Source organism: Kitasatospora sp. NPDC087315, from assembly GCF_044744345.1.
Taxonomy (GTDB): Bacteria; Actinomycetota; Actinomycetes; order Streptomycetales; family Streptomycetaceae; genus Kitasatospora.
This window is the reverse complement of the sequence record NZ_JBIUYD010000027.1, coordinates 81,036-99,132: the sequence shown is the minus strand read 5'-3', so window position 1 is coordinate 99,132 and position 18,097 is coordinate 81,036. Positions and strand designations below refer to the sequence as shown.

Annotated in this window: 14 protein-coding genes; 11 read left to right on the top strand and 3 right to left on the bottom strand. The window is 74.0% G+C overall.

What is annotated here, in order from left to right; all coding sequences use genetic code 11:
• Positions 1-13: 13 nt before the first annotated feature.
• Entirely contained in the window at positions 14-1,510 is a 1,497-nt protein-coding gene (gene miaB / locus ACIO5D_RS31710; protein WP_363609580.1) for a tRNA (N6-isopentenyl adenosine(37)-C2)-methylthiotransferase MiaB, read from the top strand.
• 66 nt (positions 1,511-1,576) lie between these two features.
• The gene (locus ACIO5D_RS31705; RefSeq protein WP_363609578.1) at positions 1,577-2,275 is read left to right on the top strand and encodes a class III extradiol dioxygenase subunit B-like domain-containing protein; all 699 of its coding nucleotides are present in this window, start codon (positions 1,577-1,579) and stop codon (positions 2,273-2,275) included.
• A 50-nt stretch (positions 2,276-2,325) separates the two neighbouring features.
• Here the strand turns inward: ACIO5D_RS31705 and ACIO5D_RS31700 are convergent, their stop codons facing one another.
• Positions 2,326-2,565, bottom strand: a complete 240-nt coding sequence (locus ACIO5D_RS31700; protein WP_363609576.1) for an antitoxin — start codon at positions 2,563-2,565, stop codon at positions 2,326-2,328.
• Positions 2,566-2,723: 158 nt separating this feature from the next.
• Here ACIO5D_RS31700 and miaA point away from each other — a divergent pair, with 158 nt between their 5' ends.
• The 5 genes from miaA (at position 2,724) to hflX (ending at position 9,608) form a co-directional block, all read left to right on the top strand.
• Positions 2,724-3,674 carry a tRNA (adenosine(37)-N6)-dimethylallyltransferase MiaA gene (gene miaA, locus ACIO5D_RS31695; RefSeq protein WP_363609574.1) on the top strand — a complete coding sequence of 317 codons (951 nt, stop codon included), beginning with the start codon at positions 2,724-2,726 and terminating at the stop codon, positions 3,672-3,674.
• Between the two features lie 229 nt (positions 3,675-3,903).
• Positions 3,904-4,413, top strand: a complete 510-nt coding sequence (locus ACIO5D_RS31690) for a hypothetical protein (RefSeq protein ID WP_363609572.1) — start codon at positions 3,904-3,906, stop codon at positions 4,411-4,413.
• A gap of 87 nt (positions 4,414-4,500) precedes the next feature.
• Entirely contained in the window at positions 4,501-5,409 is a 909-nt protein-coding gene (gene dapF, locus ACIO5D_RS31685) for a diaminopimelate epimerase (protein ID WP_363609570.1), read from the top strand.
• Positions 5,410-5,573: 164 nt separating this feature from the next.
• A complete protein-coding gene (locus ACIO5D_RS31680; RefSeq protein WP_400799365.1) occupies positions 5,574-7,994 on the top strand; it encodes a RelA/SpoT family protein in 2,421 nt (806 codons plus the stop codon).
• A 108-nt stretch (positions 7,995-8,102) separates the two neighbouring features.
• Positions 8,103-9,608: a GTPase HflX gene (gene hflX, locus ACIO5D_RS31675; RefSeq protein WP_400799362.1), complete on the top strand. Its 1,506-nt coding sequence runs from the start codon at positions 8,103-8,105 to the stop codon at positions 9,606-9,608.
• A 121-nt stretch (positions 9,609-9,729) separates the two neighbouring features.
• Here hflX and ACIO5D_RS31670 read toward each other — a convergent pair whose 3' ends face one another.
• Together ACIO5D_RS31670 and ACIO5D_RS31665 are read right to left on the bottom strand one after the other, a co-directional pair.
• On the bottom strand, positions 9,730-10,869 hold the full coding sequence (locus ACIO5D_RS31670) for a hypothetical protein (protein WP_363609564.1): 1,140 nt from the start codon (positions 10,867-10,869) through the stop codon (positions 9,730-9,732).
• 40 nt (positions 10,870-10,909) lie between these two features.
• Positions 10,910-12,091: a hypothetical protein gene (locus tag ACIO5D_RS31665; protein WP_363609562.1), complete on the bottom strand. Its 1,182-nt coding sequence runs from the start codon at positions 12,089-12,091 to the stop codon at positions 10,910-10,912.
• 332 nt (positions 12,092-12,423) lie between these two features.
• Here ACIO5D_RS31665 and ACIO5D_RS31660 point away from each other — a divergent pair, with 332 nt between their 5' ends.
• Genes ACIO5D_RS31660 through ACIO5D_RS31645 form a run of 4 tightly spaced genes read left to right on the top strand, consistent with a single transcriptional unit; the run spans position 12,424 to position 18,090 of the window.
• Entirely contained in the window at positions 12,424-14,229 is a 1,806-nt protein-coding gene (locus ACIO5D_RS31660) for an IucA/IucC family protein (RefSeq protein WP_400799360.1), read from the top strand.
• Positions 14,226-14,807: a GNAT family N-acetyltransferase gene (locus ACIO5D_RS31655; RefSeq protein ID WP_363609560.1), complete on the top strand. Its 582-nt coding sequence runs from the start codon at positions 14,226-14,228 to the stop codon at positions 14,805-14,807. Before ACIO5D_RS31660 ends, ACIO5D_RS31655 begins: the two co-directional genes overlap by 4 nt.
• 15 nt (positions 14,808-14,822) lie before the next feature.
• Complete coding sequence (locus ACIO5D_RS31650) at positions 14,823-16,286, top strand: lysine N(6)-hydroxylase/L-ornithine N(5)-oxygenase family protein (protein ID WP_400799357.1); 1,464 nt, start codon at positions 14,823-14,825, stop codon at positions 16,284-16,286.
• Entirely contained in the window at positions 16,264-18,090 is a 1,827-nt protein-coding gene (locus ACIO5D_RS31645) for an IucA/IucC family siderophore biosynthesis protein (protein WP_363609556.1), read from the top strand. Before ACIO5D_RS31650 ends, ACIO5D_RS31645 begins: the two co-directional genes overlap by 23 nt.
• The last annotated feature ends 7 nt before the right edge of the window (positions 18,091-18,097 follow it).

The following is an 18,097-nucleotide window of genomic DNA, read 5'->3' as shown; positions in this document are numbered from 1 at the left end:
GTACCCTGGTCTGGTGAGCGGTGAGAGCGGATTGAAGAGCTACAAGGTCGTCACGTACGGCTGCCAGATGAACGTCCACGACTCCGAGCGCCTGTCCGGGCTGCTGGAGGACGCCGGGTACGTGAAGGCCGGGCAGGACGGCGACCCCGACCTGGTCGTGTTCAACACCTGCGCGGTGCGCGAGAACGCCGACAACAAGCTGTACGGCAACCTCGGGCAGCTGGCGCCGGTCAAGAGCCGCCACAAGGGCATGCAGATCGCCGTCGGCGGCTGCCTGGCACAGAAGGACCGCGACACCATCGTCCGCAAGGCCCCCTGGGTGGACGTGGTGTTCGGCACCCACAACATCGGGCACCTGCCCGCGCTGCTGGAGCGGGCCGCGATCGAGCGGAAGGCCCAGGTCGAGATCCTGGAGTCGCTGGAGACCTTCCCCTCCACCCTGCCCACCCGCCGCGAGTCCGCGTACGCCGCGTGGGTCGCCATCTCGGTCGGCTGCAACAACACCTGCACCTTCTGCATCGTGCCCGCGCTGCGCGGCAAGGAGGAGGACCGCCGCCCCGGCGACGTCCTCGCCGAGATCGAGGCGCTGGTCGGCGAGGGCGTCATCGAGGTGACCCTGCTCGGCCAGAACGTCAACGCCTACGGCTCAGACCTGGGCGACCGCGAGGCCTTCTCCAAGCTGCTGCGCGCCGCCGGGCAGATCGAGGGCCTGGAGCGGATCCGCTTCACCTCGCCGCACCCGCGCGACTTCACCGACGACGTGATCGCCGCGATGGCCGAGACCCCGAACGTGATGCACCAGCTGCACATGCCGCTGCAGTCCGGCTCGGACACCGTGCTCAAGGCGATGCGCCGCTCCTACCGGCAGGAGCGCTTCCTCGGCATCATCCGGAAGGTGCGCGAGGCGATGCCGGACGCGGCCATCTCCACCGACATCATCGTGGGCTTCCCCGGCGAGACCGAGGAGGACTTCGAGCAGACCCTGCACACGGTCCGCGAGGCCCGCTTCACCAACGCCTTCACCTTCCAGTACTCCAAGCGCCCCGGCACCCCGGCCGCCGAGATGGCCGACCAGGTGCCGAAGGCCGTCGTGCAGGCCCGCTACGACCGGCTGATCGCGCTCCAGGAGGAGATCTCCTGGGAGGAGAACAAGAAGCAGGTCGGCCGCACCCTGGAGATCCTGGTCGCCGAGGGCGAGGGCAAGAAGGACGACCGGACCGACCGGCTCTCCGGCCGCGCGCCCGACAACCGGCTGGTCCACTTCACCCGGCCCGCCGAGCCGGTGCGCCCCGGCGACATGGTGACCGTCGAGATCACCTACGCCGCCCCGCACCACCTGCTCGCCGAGGGCCCGACGCTCGCGGTGCGCCGCACCCGGGCGGGGGACGCCTGGGAGAAGCGCCAGGCGGCACCCGCCGCCAAGCCCGCGGGAGTGATGCTCGGCCTGCCGACCATCGGCGCCCCCGCGGCGCCGGCCGCCGCCCCGGCGGGCGGCTGCTGCGGCGACTGACCATGGCCCAGGGCGGCCCGGCGGGATCGGTGATCCCGCCGGGCCGCTTTCGTTAGAGTGATCCGCATGCTGGTAGCCGCCGCCGTTTGCCCCTGTCCGCCGCTGCTCGTCCCGGAGGTCGCCGCCGGGGCGGCCGCCGAACTGGAGCCGCTGCGCGCCGCCTGCGACGAGGCGGTGGCGGCACTGCTCGGGGCCGGGCCGGACCTGGTCGTGGTGGTCGGCACCGGGCCGGAGGCCGAGGTGTGGACGGAGGGCGGGGCCGGCTCCTTCCACCGCTACGGGGTGCCGCTGGTGGCCAGGCTGCCGTCCGGCCGGGTCGAGGGGCCGGAGCTGGCGCCCTCGCTGACCGTCGGCGCCTGGCTGCTGGAGCGGGCCGGGGCGGCCCTGCCGACGCACGCCTGCGCCGTGCCCGCCGACGCGCCCGCCGACCGGATGCTCGGGCTGGGCCAGGGCCTGGCCGGGCTGGCCGACCGGGTCGGGCTGCTGGTGATGGGGGACGGCAGCGCCTGCCGTTCGGTGAAGGCGCCGGGCTACCTGGACGAGCGCGCCGAGGGCTTCGACGCGGCGCTCGCGGAGGCGCTGGGCTCGGCCGACCTGGCCGCGCTGGCCGCCGTGGACCAGGGGCTGGCCGCCGAGCTGCGGGCCGAGGGCCGGGCTCCCTGGCAGGTGCTGGCCGGCGCCGCGGAGGGCGCCGGCCTCAAGGCACGGCTGGGCTACCAGGACGCGCCGTACGGCGTCGGGTACGTCGTGGCGTCCTGGGGCTGAGCCGTTCCGGCCGGGCACGACCGGCCGGAACGGGGTGACCGGAACGCGGGTCAGGCCGACGGGCCGCCGTTGCCCGGCTGCGGCTTGTGGGCGAAGTCGTCCACCGCGCCCTTGGCCTTGCTGGTGCCGGTCTCGATCTTCTCCGTGTACTTGCCCTTGGTGGCTTTGTCGATCGCGCCGCCGGCCTTGTCCACCACGTTGTCGATCTGCTCGCTGTGCTTGCCCGCCAGCTCGCTCGCCTTCTCCTTGAGCTCTCCGGCCTTGCCCTTGAGGTTGTCCATCAGACCCATGGCGTTCTCACCGTTCCTTTCTGTCTTCTGCTCAACGTCCGTCGCGGTCGAACCGTTCTCAACCGCAGACCTGGCCTTAACCAGGCATATCGTCACCCAATAGGACCAGTCGGGCGGGGAGGTCAACGGCGCGGCGGCGGTTTTGCGAGACTGGTGCCGTGAGCAGCTCCCGTACCGTTCAGCCCCGTGTCGTCTCCGTGGTGGGCGCGACCGCCGCCGGCAAGTCCGACCTGGCCGTCGCCATCGCCCGCAGTCTCGACGGCGAAGTGATCAACACCGACTCGATGCAGCTCTACCGGGGCATGGACATCGGCACCGCCAAGCTCACCCGGGCCGAGCGCGATGGCGTCCCGCACCACCTGCTGGACATCTGGGACGTCACCGAGGCCGCCAGCGTCGCCGAGTACCAGCGGCTCGCCCGCGCCGAGATCGACCGGCTGCTCGCGGCCGGCCGCACCCCCGTCCTGGTCGGCGGTTCCGGGCTGTACGTCCGGGCGGCGATCGACGAGATGGACTTCCCCGGTACCGACCCGGCCGTCCGGGCCCGGCTGGAGGCCGAGCTGGAGCAGGCCGGCCCGTACGCGCTGCACCGGCGGCTGGCCGAGCTGGACCCGGCCGCCGCCGAGGCCATCCTGACCGGCAACGGCCGGCGGATCGTCCGGGCGCTGGAGGTCATCGAGATCACCGGGCAGCCGTTCACCGCCAACCTGCCGAGCAACACCGCCGTCTACGACGCGGTGCAGATCGGTGTCGCGGTGCCGCGGCCCGAACTGGACGAGCGGATCACCCTGCGGGTGGACCGGATGTGGGAGGCCGGACTGCTGGACGAGGTGCGGGCACTGGAGCGGCTCGGCCTGCGCGAGGGGCGCACGGCCTCCCGGGCGCTCGGGTACCAGCAGGTGCTGGACCACTTCGCCGGAGAGTGCACCGAGGACGAGGCCCGCGCCGAGACCGTCCGGGCGACCAAGCGGTTCGCCCGCCGCCAGGAGTCCTGGTTCCGCAGGGACGGCCGGATCCACTGGCTCTCCCGCCCGGCCGGTGCCGACCCGGCCGAGCTGCTGGCGGATTCGCTGGAGCTGATCGAACGTCAGGAAAAGGACGGCGCGTAGGCGGTATCCGGCCAATCCGGCGGTGCACCTGCGCGCGCAGGCGGGCGTGCAGAACGAACCGGCGGTTACGGCCCGATCACGTGATGGCCACGGATCACCCGATGGCCCCGGTCAGGCCCGGAACGCTCCCCTGGACATGCCATCATCGATGCCATAAGGGCCGGTCCGCGAGGGCCGGTCGCGTCCGGCCGCGAGTCCGCACTCGTGTCGAACTGTCAGGGGAGGCCGCGTGTCGACGGGTACCGGCCCCGAATCCGGGCAGAGCGGGAGCGCCACCGCCGAGGCCGACGGCCCCGACGCCTCGACCCTGCCGGACCTGCCCGTGCTGGCGGGCCTCGACGCCCCCACCTCCTACGCGGTCGCGCTGCCCGCGCTGGACACCCGCACCCCCTCCGGCGCGGTGCACGAGCGGGAGATCCGCCCGCGCCGCCGGCTGCGCTGGTGGCAGACGCTGCCGATCGCGCTGCTGGCCACCGTCGGCTCGCTGATGTTCGCCTTCCCGCTCGCCTTCGGCTCCGGCGGAACCGGCTCCGCGATGGTCGGGATGCTCGGGATGCTGCTCACCGCCGCCTCGGTCGGCTGGGGGGCGATGGCCGCCCGGCACGCCGGGTACAAGTGGCCGGGCCTGCCGCGCCGCGGCTCCGGCGAACGGGCCGGATGGAAGGCGATCGTGATCTACACCCTGATCGCGCTGGCCGCCTGCGCGCTCGCCCTGTGGCGGGTCGTCCACCTGCGCTGAGGCCTGCCGGGGCCGTCCGGCCGGTCGTCCGGTCCGCCCTACGGGCCCGGCCGGTGCCCTGCGCGGTGGCTCAGTACCATCGGGAGGGTGAGCGAATCCTCCCAGCAGCCCGTTGGCCTCCTCTTTCTCAAGGGGCACGGCACCCAGAACGACTTCGTCATCCTCCCGGACCCGGACGGCCGGCTGGCGATCGGCCCCGAGGCCGTCGCCGCGCTCTGCGACCGCCGGGCCGGTATCGGCGGTGACGGGCTGCTGCGGGTGGTGCGCTCCGCCGCCGACCCGGCCGCCGCGGACCAGGCCGACCGGGCCGAGTGGTTCATGGACTACCGCAACTCCGACGGCAGCATCGCCGAGATGTGCGGCAACGGCGTGCGGGTCTTCGCCCGCTACCTGGTCGAGGCCGGGCTGGCCGAGCCGGGCGAACTGACGGTGGCGACCCGGGCCGGCGTGCGGCGGGTCAGGGTGGCCGAGGCCGCCGAGGACGGTACGCCCGGCGACGTCACCGTGGAGATGGGGCGCGCGGTGCTGCCCGGACCGGACGGGATCGAGGTCGCGGTCGGCGAGCGGCGCTGGCCGGCCCGCAACGTCAACATGGGCAACCCGCACGCGGTGGCCTTCGTGGCGAGCCTGGACCACGCCGGCGACCTGCTGACCGCGCCGCTGACCAGCCCCGAGGGGGTCTACCCGGAGGGCGTCAACGTCGAGTTCGTGGTGGACCGCGGACCGCGCCACGTCGCGATGCGGGTGCACGAGCGCGGCTCCGGCGAGACCCGCTCGTGCGGCACCGGCGCCTGTGCCGTCGCGGTGGCCGCGGCCCGTCGGGACGGCGCCGACCCGGCGGTCACCGGAGAGACCGTCAGCTACACGGTGGATGTGCCGGGCGGCCGGCTGGTGATCGCCGAACACCCGGACGGCCGGGTGGAGATGACCGGCCCCGCGGTGATCGTGGCCAGCGGCCGGCTCGACCCGGGGTGGCTCGGCGTGCTCCGGGGCTGAGCCCTTTGGGGGCGGGCGTTTTGCCCAATTCGGGCGGTGCTGAATCCCCCCGTTCGGGTGATCCGGCTGACGGACAGGAAGCAGCGCACCGCGGAACGTGCTCTGCTCGGTAGCATGGACCACCGGGTCGGCCAAGGCTCCGGTGACCGCTGCCGGAGGTGCCGATGACCATCGAAGCCGGGCAGCCCCTGGCGGGGCAGCCGACATCCGCACGGCAGGCCGGGCCCAAGCGGCCCCTCGGCGGACTCGGCCGGGCCGCACTCGGCCGGGCCGGGCGCGCCGCCCTGCTGGCCACCGACCGCCCGCCCGTCCCCGATGCGCTCGAACCGCTGGTGCAGGCACACCGGCGCCACCATCCGCAGGCCGACCTCGGCCTGCTCGGCCGGGCCTACCGGCTCGCCGAGGCGAGCCACCGCGGCCAGAAGCGCAAGAGCGGCGAGCCGTACATCACCCACCCGCTGGCCGTCACCATGATCCTGGCCCAACTCGGCGCCGGGACAACCACCTTGGTCGCCTCGCTGCTCCACGACACGGTAGAGGACACCGAGTTGACGCTCGACCAGGTGAGCGAAGGCTTCGGCCCCGAAGTCGCCTATCTGGTCGACGGGGTGACGAAACTGGAGAAGGTCGACTTCGGTGCGGCGGCCGAGGCCGAGACCTTCCGCAAGATGCTGGTCGCCACCGGGGACGACGTCCGGGTGATGGTCGTCAAGCTCGCCGACCGGCTGCACAACATGCGCACCATCCGGCACATGAAGCCGGCCAGCCAGGTGCGGATCGCCAAGGTCACCCGGGACGTGCTGATCCCGCTGGCCGAACGGCTCGGCATCCAGGTGCTCAAGGCCGAGCTGGAGGACATCGTCTTCGCCACCCTGCACCCCGAGGAGTACGCCCGGGCCCGGGCCCTGGTGGCCGGCCACGAGGCCGAACCGGACGCCCTGCTCGCCCCGTTCGCCCGTACGCTGGCCCGTCAGCTCGCCGAGACCGGGGTGGCCGCCGAGGTCACCGTGCGCCCCCGGCACCTGGTCTCGCTGCACCGGGTGCTGCTCAAGCGGGCCGCCGCGCGGGGCCGGGACGGGCGGCCGCAGGGGGCGCAGCCCGCCGACTTCGGGCGGCTGCTGGTGGTGGTCGAGGAGAACGCGGACTGCTACGCGGTGCTCGGCGAGCTGCACACCTGCTGGACGCCGCTGCCGGGCGAGTTCAAGGACTTCGTGGCGGCGCCCAAGTTCAACCTGTACCAGTCGCTGCACACCGCCGTGGCGCTCGACGGCGGTGCGGTGGTCGAGGTGCTGGTCCGCACCCGGCGGATGCACGAGGTCGCGGAGACCGGGGTGGTGGCCCTCGGCGACCCCAAGCAGCCCGGCGCGGCGGCGGTCGGCGGGGGGCCGTCCGCTGCCGGGGCGTCCGGTGCCGGGGCGTCCGGCGTGAGGCCGTCCGGCGCCGGGGCCGGGAGCGATGAGCTGGACCGCACCGATCCGGCCCGGCCCGGCTGGCTCAGCCGGCTGCTCGAGTGGCAGCAGGAGACGCCCGACCCGGACGCCTTCTGGTCGGCGCTCACCGCCGACCTCGCCGGCGACCGCGAGATCACCGTGGTCACCGAGACCGGCGAAACGCTTCAGCTGAGGGCCGGCGCCAGCTGTGTGGACGCCGCCTACCTGCTCGGCGAGGAGACCGGCCACCGGTGCATCGGCGCCCGGGTCAACGGGCGGCTCACCGCGCTGTCCACCGTGCTGCAGGACGGCGACCTGCTCGCCGTGCTCACCGAGAACGGCCCGCGGGCCGCCGAGCCGTCCGGACCGGCGCCCGAGTGGCTGGCGCACGCCCGGACCCCCGCCGCCCGGCTGGCCATCGAACGCTGGCTGGCCGGCCACCCCACGCGCCTGCCGGTGGTGCGCACCGGGCCCTCCGCCGGGCAGCCCGCGCCGCCCGCGCACCGGGTCGCCGAGCGCGGCACCGCCCCGGTGGCGGTGGAGGGCCGGCCCGGGGCGCCGGTCCGGCTGGCCCGCTGCTGCACGCCCGTTCCGCCGGACGAGGTCAGCGGCTTCCCGATCCGGGGCGGCGCGGTCGCCGTCCACCGCACCGGCTGCCCGGCGGGGGAGCGGATGCGGGCGGCCGGGCGGGGCGTCCTGGAGATCCACTGGCAGCCCGGCGGAACCCCGGCCTCCGGGTACCGGGTCACCCTGCGGGCCGAGGCGCTGAACCGGCCCCGGCTGCTCGCCGACCTCACCGCGGCGATCTCCGGCGAGGGCGTCGGAATCGTCTCGGCCGAGGTCGAGCCGCCGCAGGAGCTGCGGGTCCGGCACACCTACACCGTCGAGCTGCCCGAGCCGGCCGTGCTGCCCGCCGTGATGCGGGCGATGCTGAGGGTCTCCGGGGTGTACGACGTCAGCCGCCCGCACGCACCCGAGGGGGGAGGCGCCGTACGTGCCCCGGCGCGCGCGCCGGAGTCGGCCAGGGCGCGTGAGGCGGGAAATAAGGATGACCCGCCCGCACCGGGCGTGCGACCATCATGGGGAATGCACGGCCGGTCCGCGGCGTTGACTGGGCACACGAGCCCCAGTGCCACCCGCGGCCCTGAGGGGTAGCTCACACCTCGCCCGAGCGGTAGACGGGGCGGCAGCTGGGCAGACTCCGAGTGCGACCGTTGCCCGCGGTCGTGCACAGGCCATCCGTACCAGCAGCCAAAGGACAGAATGACCTCCACGTTCGACACCCGCGACCACGCCGACGCCCCGCGCCGCCTGGACGGTATGCGGGCGGAAGCCCTCATGGACGAGGACCTCGCGGCCATCGACGAGGACCGCGGCCACCACTACGACGGCGACCAGTACGACCGCAGCGAGCGAGCCGCGCTGCGCCGCGTCGCCGGCCTCTCCACCGAACTCGAGGACGTCACCGAGGTCGAGTACCGCCAGCTCCGCCTGGAGCGCGTGGTGCTCGTCGGCGTCTGGACCGACGGCACGGCCGAGGAGGCGGAGAACTCGCTGGCCGAGCTCGCCGCCCTCGCCGAGACGGCCGGCTCCCAGGTGCTGGACGGCGTCATCCAGCGACGCGACAAGCCCGACGCGGCCACCTACATCGGCTCCGGCAAGGCCAAGGAGCTGCGCGACATCGTCGCGGCGACCGGCGCCGACACCGTGGTCTGCGACGGTGAGCTCACCCCGGGCCAGCTGATCCACCTGGAGGACGTGGTCAAGGTCAAGGTCGTCGACCGTACGGCCCTGATCCTGGACATCTTCGCCCAGCACGCCAAGTCCCGTGAGGGCAAGGCACAGGTCTCGCTCGCCCAGATGCAGTACATGCTGCCGAGGCTGCGTGGCTGGGGCCAGTCGCTCTCCCGGCAGATGGGTGGTGGCGGCTCCGGCTCCTCCGGCGGCGGTATGGCCACCCGCGGTCCCGGTGAGACGAAGATCGAGACCGACCGGCGCCGGATCCGCGAGAAGATGGCGAAGCTCCGCAGGGAGATCGCCGAGATGAAGAAGGGCCGCGACACCAAGCGCCAGGAGCGCAAGCGCCACCAGGTGCCGTCCGTGGCCATCGCCGGCTACACCAACGCCGGCAAGTCCTCGCTGCTCAACCGGCTCACCGGAGCGGGCGTACTGGTGGAGAACGCGCTGTTCGCCACCCTCGACCCGACCGTGCGCCGGGCCCAGACCCCGAGCGGCCGGCTCTACACCCTGGCCGACACCGTCGGCTTCGTCCGGCATCTGCCGCACCACCTGGTCGAGGCGTTCCGCTCGACCATGGAGGAGGTCGCCGACGCCGACCTCATCCTGCACGTGGTGGACGGCTCGCACCCCGAGCCGGAGACGCAGCTGGCCGCCGTCCGCGAGGTCATCGTCTCGGTCGACGCGCAGAACGTGCCGGAGATCGTGGTGATCAACAAGGCGGACGCCGCCGACCCGCACGTGCTGCAGCGCCTGCTGCGCCGCGAGCCGCACGCCATCGTGGTGTCGGCCCGCAGCGGCCAGGGCATCGACGAGCTGCTGAAGCTCATCGACGACGAGCTGCCGCGCCCCGCCATCGAGCTGCAGGCCCTGGTCCCGTACACCCGGGGGGACCTGGTCTCGCGGGTGCACGCCGAGGGCGAGCTGATCTCCACCGAGCACACCGGCGAGGGCACCCTGCTGCGCGCCAAGGTGGCGGCGGAGCTGGCCGCCGAGCTGGAGCGCTACACGGTGGCGCTGACCCAGAGCTGACCCAGGGCTGACCCAGGGCTGACCCAGGGCTGACCCAGGGCTGAGCCAGGGCTGAGCCCGGACGACACCGGACGGGCCCCGGTCTCCTTCACGGAGACCGGGGCCCGTCGGCGTTCCCGGGCTACTTCGCGTTCTTGCTGAAGTAGTCGAAGGCCTGCTTGGCCTGGTCCTGGAGGGACGGCCCGGCCAGGTACTCGGACGGGTTGCGGTTGCCGATCGCGTTGACGCTGACCAGGTTCGGCTTGCCGTCCTTGTTGATGAACCAGCCGCCGCCGCTGGAGCCCCCGGTCATCGTGCAGCCGATCACGTACATCGGCGGGTGGGCCGGGCCGAAGGACAGCCTGGCGGGCCTGGCCGCGGCGTCGCAGTGGTGGAGCTCCATGCCGTCGAACGGCCGCTCGGCGGGGTAGCCGTAGGAGAACACCGAGGTGATCTGGGACCGCGGGGCGTTGAACCAGACCGGGACGGAGCTGCCGACCGTCTCCTCCAGCGACCGGCCGGAGCCGCTCTCGTCGCGGACCCGGACGATCCCGTAGTCGTACGGGGAGCCGGGGCCGACGCCGCTCTCCTTCACCCAGGCCGGCGAGACCAGCGCGCGCACCGCCGTCCACCGCCCGTACGGGGCGACCTGCTGCTCGGTGTACGGCCTGCCCCGGACGGCCTGGCCGTCGCGGTTGTAGCCCGGCACGAAGACGATGTTCTTCAGCCAGCCGCCGCCCTTGCCGTCGTGCAGGCAGTGCGCGGCGGTGTAGACCAGGTTGCTCCGGCCCGGCTGGGCCGGATCGGAGACCACGGTGCCCGAGCACGTCGAGTCGCCCCCGGACGCCGTCATGAAGATCTTGCCGACCACGGCCGTCGCCTGGCTGTACGGGTGCGGCTGCGGGGTGGCCGGGACGGCGGCCGGCGGATCGTCCCGCTCGACGTCGCCGCCGGCCGTCCGGTACGAGAACTGCGGCGTGGCCCGGCCCTTGGCCTTCTCCATCCTGGCGGTGGACCAGAAGCCCTGGGTCACCTCGTTGCTGAAGGCGTTCTCGCGGGCGAACCTCGTCCAGTCGTCGACCTTCCAGTTCGCCGGCTCCTGCGGGCCGCCGGGCAGCGCGGCGCCCGGCAGGCCCGCGGCGACCGTCGCCGCGGGCCGGCCGGTGCCCGCCGCGCCGTCCGGCCCGCAGGCCGTCGCGGTGAACGGCAGCGCGACGAGCGACACGGCGCCGGCCAGGGCGGCCCGGCGCCGCGGCGCGCCGGCCCGGCTGGTCTTCGGCATGGTGGATCGGTTCCCGTGGACGTGGTGGAGGTAGGGGCGGCTACTGCTTCTTGGAGATCCAGTCCAGGGCCTGCTTGGCGACCGCCTCCAGATACGGGCCGCTCAGCGAGGTGTGGTCCTGGGTGCCGACCGAGGTGTTGCTGACCAGCGCCGTCTTCCCGTCCGGCATGGTGGCGAACCAGCCGCCGCCACTGGAGCCCTGGGTCATGGTGCAGCCGATGGTGAGCATCGGCGGCCGCTTCGGGTCGAACGAGAGCCGGGTCGGCCGGCCGCCCTCGCACTTGTACAGCTCCTGGCCGTCGAACGGCTTGTAGAGCGGGTAGCCGACGGCCGAGACGGCGAGCTTGTCGCGCGGCGCGTCGAACCAGACCGGGACGGCCGCGCCGACCGCCTCCTCCAGCGACTTGCCGCTGTCGTTCTGGTTGTGCACCCGCATGATGGCGAAGTCGTACTGGTTGGCGGCATCGCCGCTACCGCCGCCCTCGACCATCCACTGCGGCGAGGTCGTCACCTGGTCCGCCCACCAGGTGCCGAGCGGGGCCAGCTCGGAGAGCGGGGCCTTCTTGCCGCCGCTGGAGGCACCGGAGTTGTTGTAGGCGGGCACGAACACCAGGTCCTTGAAGAAGTTCCCGCCCTTGCCCTCGTGCACGCAGTGCCCGGCCGTCCAGACCAGGTTGCTCTTGCCCGGGTGCGCCGGGTCGGTGACCACCGTCGCCGAGCAGTTGCCCCGGCCGCCCTGGGCGCTGAAGAACACCTTCCCGGAAGGCTGCTTGGTGTACGGGCGGGCCACCGGCACCGCCTTGACCGGCGCCGGCTCGGGATCGGTGACCGCGGCGCCGTCGGCCGGCTTCGCGGTCGGCGGCGCCGGGTCGGCGGGCTTGGAGTCGCCCATCTTGTCCGGGTTCCAGAAGTCCTTCACGACCGGGTTGTTGAAGACGTGCTTGGACGCCCAGTTGTCCCAGTCCTGGAAGTTCCACTTCTTCAGGTCGTCCCAGCTCTTCGGCAGGCCCTCCAGCAGACTGGTCGGGATGCCCGAGGGCAGGGTGAGCCCGCCGATCACCCCGCCGCTCCCGGCGGCGGCCGTGGTCGCGGCGCTCGCCGAGGCGGGTGGCGGAGCGGCGGTGCCCCCGCCCGAGGGGCCGTCCGGCCCGCAGGCGCTCACGGCGAGCAACGTCCCCGCGGCCAGTGCCGCGGCCAGGGCCGACCGGTGGATCAATGGCATGGTGTTCGCTTCCCCCTGGTAGTCCGGTGCGCCGGCGGCTCGCCGCCTTGGAGTCTCCCACTGGCCACCAGGACGACACGGGCCGACCCCCGGGTTGCGGCCCCGGTCGGAGGTCATCAATCTGTGACGAACTCCCGGCGGCGTCGTTGGAACAACAGGGACTCCCCGCCGAGTGGTGAACAATCACCGCTCTTCACCCGGACGAGTGAGCCGTCCTTGTGATCACCCGTCAGGGATAGGTAACCCTTACCTGACGCGACGATGAGAGCGCCCGCCACATCCTCTCCAGCACCCCTGCGCGTCCGCACCCCCACGCGCCCCAAGGAGCAGCCTTGACCACCGCCCTCACCGGAGCCCCGCCCCACATCCCGGCCTGCCGGACCTCCCCCGACCGCCCGGCGCAGCCCGACCTGCTGCTGCACCCCGACCCCGCCGTCGCCGCCGAACAGGCCGCCCTGGAGGCGCTGTTGCGCTGCTGGACCCGCGAGACCGGCGCCGCCCCCGGCCCGGACGGGAAGCTGCGGGTCGCCGTCCTCGGCGGCGCGGCCCTGCTCTCCGCGCCCGTCCGCTACTGGTCGCCGGGTGGCTGGCACCGTTTCGGCGCCGCCACCCTCTCGGCCGGCGAGGGTACCGCCGACGCCCCCGTGGACGCCGTCACCACCGCCGCGCTGCTCGCCACCGCGGCCGCCGAGCGCCCCGACCCCGGCCAGGTCGCCGACCTCGCCGCCCGGGTCGCCGACTCGGTGGTCCGCACCGCCGACATCCTGGCCCACCGCCGCACCGCCGCCGCCCCCGGGGGGCCGGAGGGCTCGCACTTCCTCGCCGCCGAACAGTCCCTGCTGCTCGGCCACCCGCTGCACCCCACCCCCAAGAGCCGCGACGGCCTCGGCCCCGCGCAGAGCGCCGCGTACTCCCCGGAACTCCACGGCTCCTTCCAGCTCCACTGGTACGCCGTCGACCGCGAGCTGCTCGCGGCCGGCTCCGCCGTCGCCGAGAGCGCCGACCGGATCACCGCCCGACTCCTCGGCGACCGGGCCCGGCTCCCGCGCGGAACCGCCGCGCTGCCCCTGCACCCCTGGCAGGCCCGCGAGCTGGCGCTGCGCCCGGCCGTCGCCGAGCTGCTCGCCGCCGGCCTGCTGCACGACCTCGGCCCGTCCGGCGAACCCTGGCACCCCACCTCCTCGGTGCGGACCGTCTACCGGCCCGGCACCCCCTGGATGCTGAAGCTCTCGCTCGGCCTGCGGATCACCAACTCCCGCCGGGAGAACCTCCGCAAGGAACTCCACCGCGGCCTGGAGGTGCACCGGCTGCTGGAGAGCGGCCTGGCCGCCGAGTGGCGGGCCGCCCACCCCGGCTTCGACGTCGTCCGCGACCCGGCCTGGATCGGCGTGGACCACCCCGGCCTCGGCGACCCGGGCGGCCTGGACACCGTGCTGCGCGCCCAGCCCTTCGGCCCCACCGAGCGCGCCCTCTGCGTCGCCGGGCTGGTCGCCGAACAGCCGCTCGGCACCGGCTCCGTCGTGCCGTCCCGGCTCGGCGACACCCTGCGCGCGCTCGCCGCCCGCTGCGGCCGCCCGCTGCGCACGGTGGCCGCCGAATGGTTCCTGCGTTACCTGGAGACCGTCGTGCTGCCCGTCCTCTGGCTGGACGGTCAGGCCGGCATCGCGCTGGAGGCCCACCAGCAGAACAGCCTCGTCCTGCTCGACGCCGACGGCTGGCCGAACGGCGGCCGTTACCGCGACAACCAGGGCTTCTACTACCGGGAGAGCGCGGCCGAGCGGCTCGCCGCCCGGCTGCCCGGCCTCGGCGCCCGGAGCGACACCTTCCTCGCCGACGAGGTGATCGACCATCACTTCGCCTACTACCTCGGCATCAACCACATCCTCGGACTGATCGGCGCCTTCGGCTCCCAGCGGCTCGCCGGCGAGAGCGTGCTGCTGGCCGCCCTGCGCGGCTTCCTGTCCGGTCCGCGGGTCACCGCCACCGGCTCCGCGCTGCCCGGCCTGCTGCTGGACGCGCCCACCCTGCCCTGCAAGGCCAACCTGCTCACCCGGATCAACGGCATGGACGAACTCGTCGGCCCGGTCGCCACCCAGTCCGTCTACGTGGACATCCCCAACCCGGTGGCCGGCGCGTGACGCCTCCCGCCTGCCCGCTCGACGGCGTGCCCGGCCGGGGCGGCATGACCACCGCCGCCGGTGAGTTCCGGCTCCGGCCGGTCCGGCTTCCCGCCGATCTGGACCTGCTCGCCGGGTGGATGAACGACCCCGAGGTGGCCGCCTTCTGGGAGCTCGACGGCCCGCCCGCCGCCACCGAACGGCACCTGCGGGCCCAACTCGACGGCGACGGCCGCAGCGTGCCCTGTCTCGGGCTGCTGGACGGCGCCCCGATGAGCTACTGGGAGATCTACCGCGCGGACCTCGACCCGCTCGCCCGGCACTACCCGGCCCGGCCCCACGACACCGGTGTCCACCTGCTGCTCGGCCCCGCCGACCGCCGCGGCCGCGGCCTCGGCGCCACCCTGCTCGCCGCCCTCGCCGACCGGATCCTGCGGGAACGGCCGCGCTGCGAGCGGGTGGTCGCCGAACCCGACGTCCGGAACCGGCGCTCGGTGCGGGCCTTCGAACGGGCCGGCTTCGCCCATGCCGCGGACCTCGACCTGCCCGCCAAACGCGCCGCCCTGATGGTCCGCGCGCGCCGCCCTCACGCCTCCTAGGACACCCCCCACCCCATGGACACCCCCGCACCCCAGGCCGGGCCCTACGACCTGCTCGGCGTCGGCATCGGCCCGTTCAACCTCTCGCTCGCCGCGCTCGCCGAGCCCGTGCCGGGCCTGCGCACGCTCTTCTGCGACCAGCGCCCGGAGTTCCGCTGGCACCCCGGGATGCTGGTGGACGGGGCCCGGATGCAGGTGCCGTTCCTCGCCGACCTGGTCTCCCTGGTCGACCCGACCAGCCCCTGGTCCTTCCTCAACTACCTGCGCGACCAGGACCGGCTCTTCCCGTTCTACTTCGCCGAGCGCTTCCAGCTGCCCCGCCGGGAGTACGACCACTACTGCCGCTGGGCCGCCGAACGGCTCGGCAACTGCCGCTTCGGCACCGAGGTCACCGCCCTGCACTGGGTGGCCGAGGCCGGCGGCGGCCACTTCCGGGTCGAGCTGCGGTCCACCGCCACCGGCCGGCGCACCGAGGTGCAGGCCCGCAACCTCGCGCTCGGCGTCGGCACCCGGCCGGTCCGGCCCGAGGCCTTCGCCGCCCTCGACGGACACCCGCGCGTCTTCCACTCCGCCGACTACCTCGACCGCCGGGACGCCCTGGACGGCGCCCGTGACATCACCGTCGTCGGCAGCGGTCAGTCCGGTGCCGAGGTCTTCCTGGACCTGCTCCGCCGGTACGGCGATGCTCATGACGGTGCCTTCCACGGTGGTGCCGCTCGCGGCGCGGCGCCCCACGGCGACGAGGGGACCGGGCTGCGCTGGCTGACCCGGACCAGGGCGCTCGCCCCCATGGAGTACTCCAAGCTCGGCCTGGAGCACTTCACCCCCGACTACACCCGCTACTTCCACAGCCTGCCCGCGAGCGTCCGCGATCCCCTGGTCGAGGCCCAGTGGCAGCTGCACAAGGCCGCCAGCGCCGAGACCCTCGCCGAGATCCACGACCACCTGTACGAGCGGACCATCGGCCGCCCGATCGACAGCACCCCGGTCGAGATCACCCCGGGCACCGCCGTCACCGCCGCCCGGCCCGGCCCCGGCGGCGCCCTCGAACTGCACTGCCGGCACCTCGACTCCGGCACCGAGCACGTGCTGCGCACCGACGCCGTCGTCCTCGCCACCGGCTACCGCGCCGCCCGCCCCGCCGCCCTGGAACCGCTCTCCCACCTGATCGAGTGGGACGCCGCCGGCCGCTACCAGGTCGACCTCGAACACCGTGTCGCGACCCTCCCCGAACTCACCGGAGGCCTGTACGTTCAGAACGCCGAACTGCACACCCACGGCGTCGGCACCCCCGACCTGGGCCTCGGCGCCCACCGGGCCGCCGTGATCCTCAACGCCGTCACCGGCCGGACCGTCCACCGGCTGCCCACCCGTACCGCCTGGACCGGCTTCGCCCCGCCCGCACCACCCGCCCCCGCCCCCGCCCCGGGCTTCCCGCGACCCCAGGAGTGGACCCGTGCCGCAGCCGCCGGCCGCTGAACCGCAGCTGTACCTGCCACCACAGCTCACCGCCGGGCACTGGCGGCGGGCCGGCCGCACGCTGCTGGCCAAGATGCTCGGCGAGTTCGCCTACGAGGAGCTGATCACCCCGGCCCCCGACGGTCCCGTCGGCGGCTACCTGCTGCGGCTGCCCGAGGCCGAGTACCGGTTCACCGCCCGCCGCGGGGCGTACGGCGGCTGGCAGGTCGACGAGGACTCGGTGCGCTGTTCGAAGACCGACGGCCTCGACCCGCTGCGGTTCCTCCCGTACGCCCGGCACGCCCTCGGCCTGCGCGGCGACACCACCGGGCACCTGATCCGCGAACTCACCGCCACCCTGACCGCCGACGCCCACCAGCTCGCCACCGCGCTCACCGCCGCCGAACTCGCCGACCTCGGCCACACCGAGCTGGAGGGCCGGCAGGGCGGCCACCCCTGGATCGTCCCCAACAAGGGCCGGATCGGCTTCTCCGCCACCGACGCCGCCCGCTGGACCCCGGAGGCCCGTACCCCGCTGCCGCTGCCCTGGATCGCCGTCCACAAGCGCCTCGCCCAGTACCGCGGCGTTCCCGGACTCGACCGCCCCGAGCTGCTCTACCGGCGTGAACTCGACGACCCCGGCGCGCTGCTCGCGGCCCTCGGCCCGGACGCCGGGGACTACCTGCTGCTGCCCGTCCACCCCTGGCAGTGGGACGAGACCGTCGTCCCGCTGTTCGCCCCCTGGATCGCCACCGGCGAGATCGTCCCGCTGCCCTCCGACGGCGACCTACGGCTGCCCCAGCAGTCCATCCGCTCCTTCTTCAACGCCGACCACCCCGAACGCTGCACCGTCAAACTGCCGCTCGCCATCCTCAACACCCTGGTCTGGCGCGGCCTGCCCACCGAGCGCACGCTGGCCGCACCCGCCGTCACCGCCTGGATCCACGGCCTCCGGCAGGCCGACCGATTCCTGCGCGAGGAGTGCCGGGTCGTGCTGCTCGGCGAGATCGCCTCGGTCACCGTCGACCACCCGCTCTACCGCGAGCTGCCCGAGGCGCCGTACCAGTACAAGGAGCTCCTCGGCGCGATCTGGCGCGAACCGCTCGGCCCGTTCCTCGACCCCGGCGAGCGGGCCCGCACCCTGGCCGCGCTGCTGCAGACCGGCTCCGACGGCCGGGCGCTCGCCGCCGAGCTGATCGCCCGCTCCGGGCTCACCCCCGCCGCATGGACCGCCCGGCTGTTCGCCGCCATGCTGCCGCCGCTGCTGCACTTCCTCTACCACTACGGCCTGGTCTTCTCCCCGCACGGCGAGAACGCCATCCTGGTCTTCGACGAGCACGACGCCCCGGTCCGCCTCGCGGTCAAGGACTTCGTCGACGACGTCAACCTGAGCGACCAGGACCTGCCCGAACTGCGCGGCCTGCCCGCCGAGGTGGACGAGGTACTGCTGCGCGAGGACCCGCAGGGCCTCTGCCAGTTCCTCCACTCCGGCCTCTTCGTCGGCGTCTACCGCTACCTCGCCCCGCTGCTGGAGACGCAGACCGGGCTGCCCGAGGCCGAGTTCTGGGCCCTGCTGCGCGCCGAGATCCTCCGCTACCAGGCACGCTTCCCCGAGCTGGGCGAGCGCTTCGCGCTCTTCGACCTGTTCCGCCCGCGGATCGAACGGCTCTGCCTCAACCGCAACCGGCTGCTGCTCGACGGCTACGGGGACCGCCCGCACCGCCCGCACGCGGCCCGGCACGGCACCGTCCCCAACGCGCTCACCGCGGAGGCCGCGACCGTGCTGCCCGGTCAACGGGACCGGATTGTCACCCCCGCCCCGTAGGCTGGGA

Excerpts from the sequence above, each read along its gene's own strand:
- ACIO5D_RS31680 (WP_400799365.1), top strand. The coding sequence starts at position 5,574 with ATGACCATCGAAGCCGGGCAGCCCCTGGCGGGGCAGCCGACATCCGCA.
- ACIO5D_RS31650 (WP_400799357.1), top strand. The coding sequence starts at position 14,823 with ATGGACACCCCCGCACCCCAGGCCGGGCCCTACGACCTGCTCGGCGTC.
- ACIO5D_RS31665 (WP_363609562.1), bottom strand. The coding sequence starts at position 12,091 with ATGCCATTGATCCACCGGTCGGCCCTGGCCGCGGCACTGGCCGCGGGG.
- ACIO5D_RS31700 (WP_363609576.1), bottom strand. The coding sequence starts at position 2,565 with ATGGGTCTGATGGACAACCTCAAGGGCAAGGCCGGAGAGCTCAAGGAG.
- ACIO5D_RS31670 (WP_363609564.1), bottom strand. The coding sequence starts at position 10,869 with ATGCCGAAGACCAGCCGGGCCGGCGCGCCGCGGCGCCGGGCCGCCCTG.
- ACIO5D_RS31705 (WP_363609578.1), top strand. The coding sequence starts at position 1,577 with ATGCTGGTAGCCGCCGCCGTTTGCCCCTGTCCGCCGCTGCTCGTCCCG.
- hflX (WP_400799362.1), top strand. The coding sequence starts at position 8,103 with ATGACCTCCACGTTCGACACCCGCGACCACGCCGACGCCCCGCGCCGC.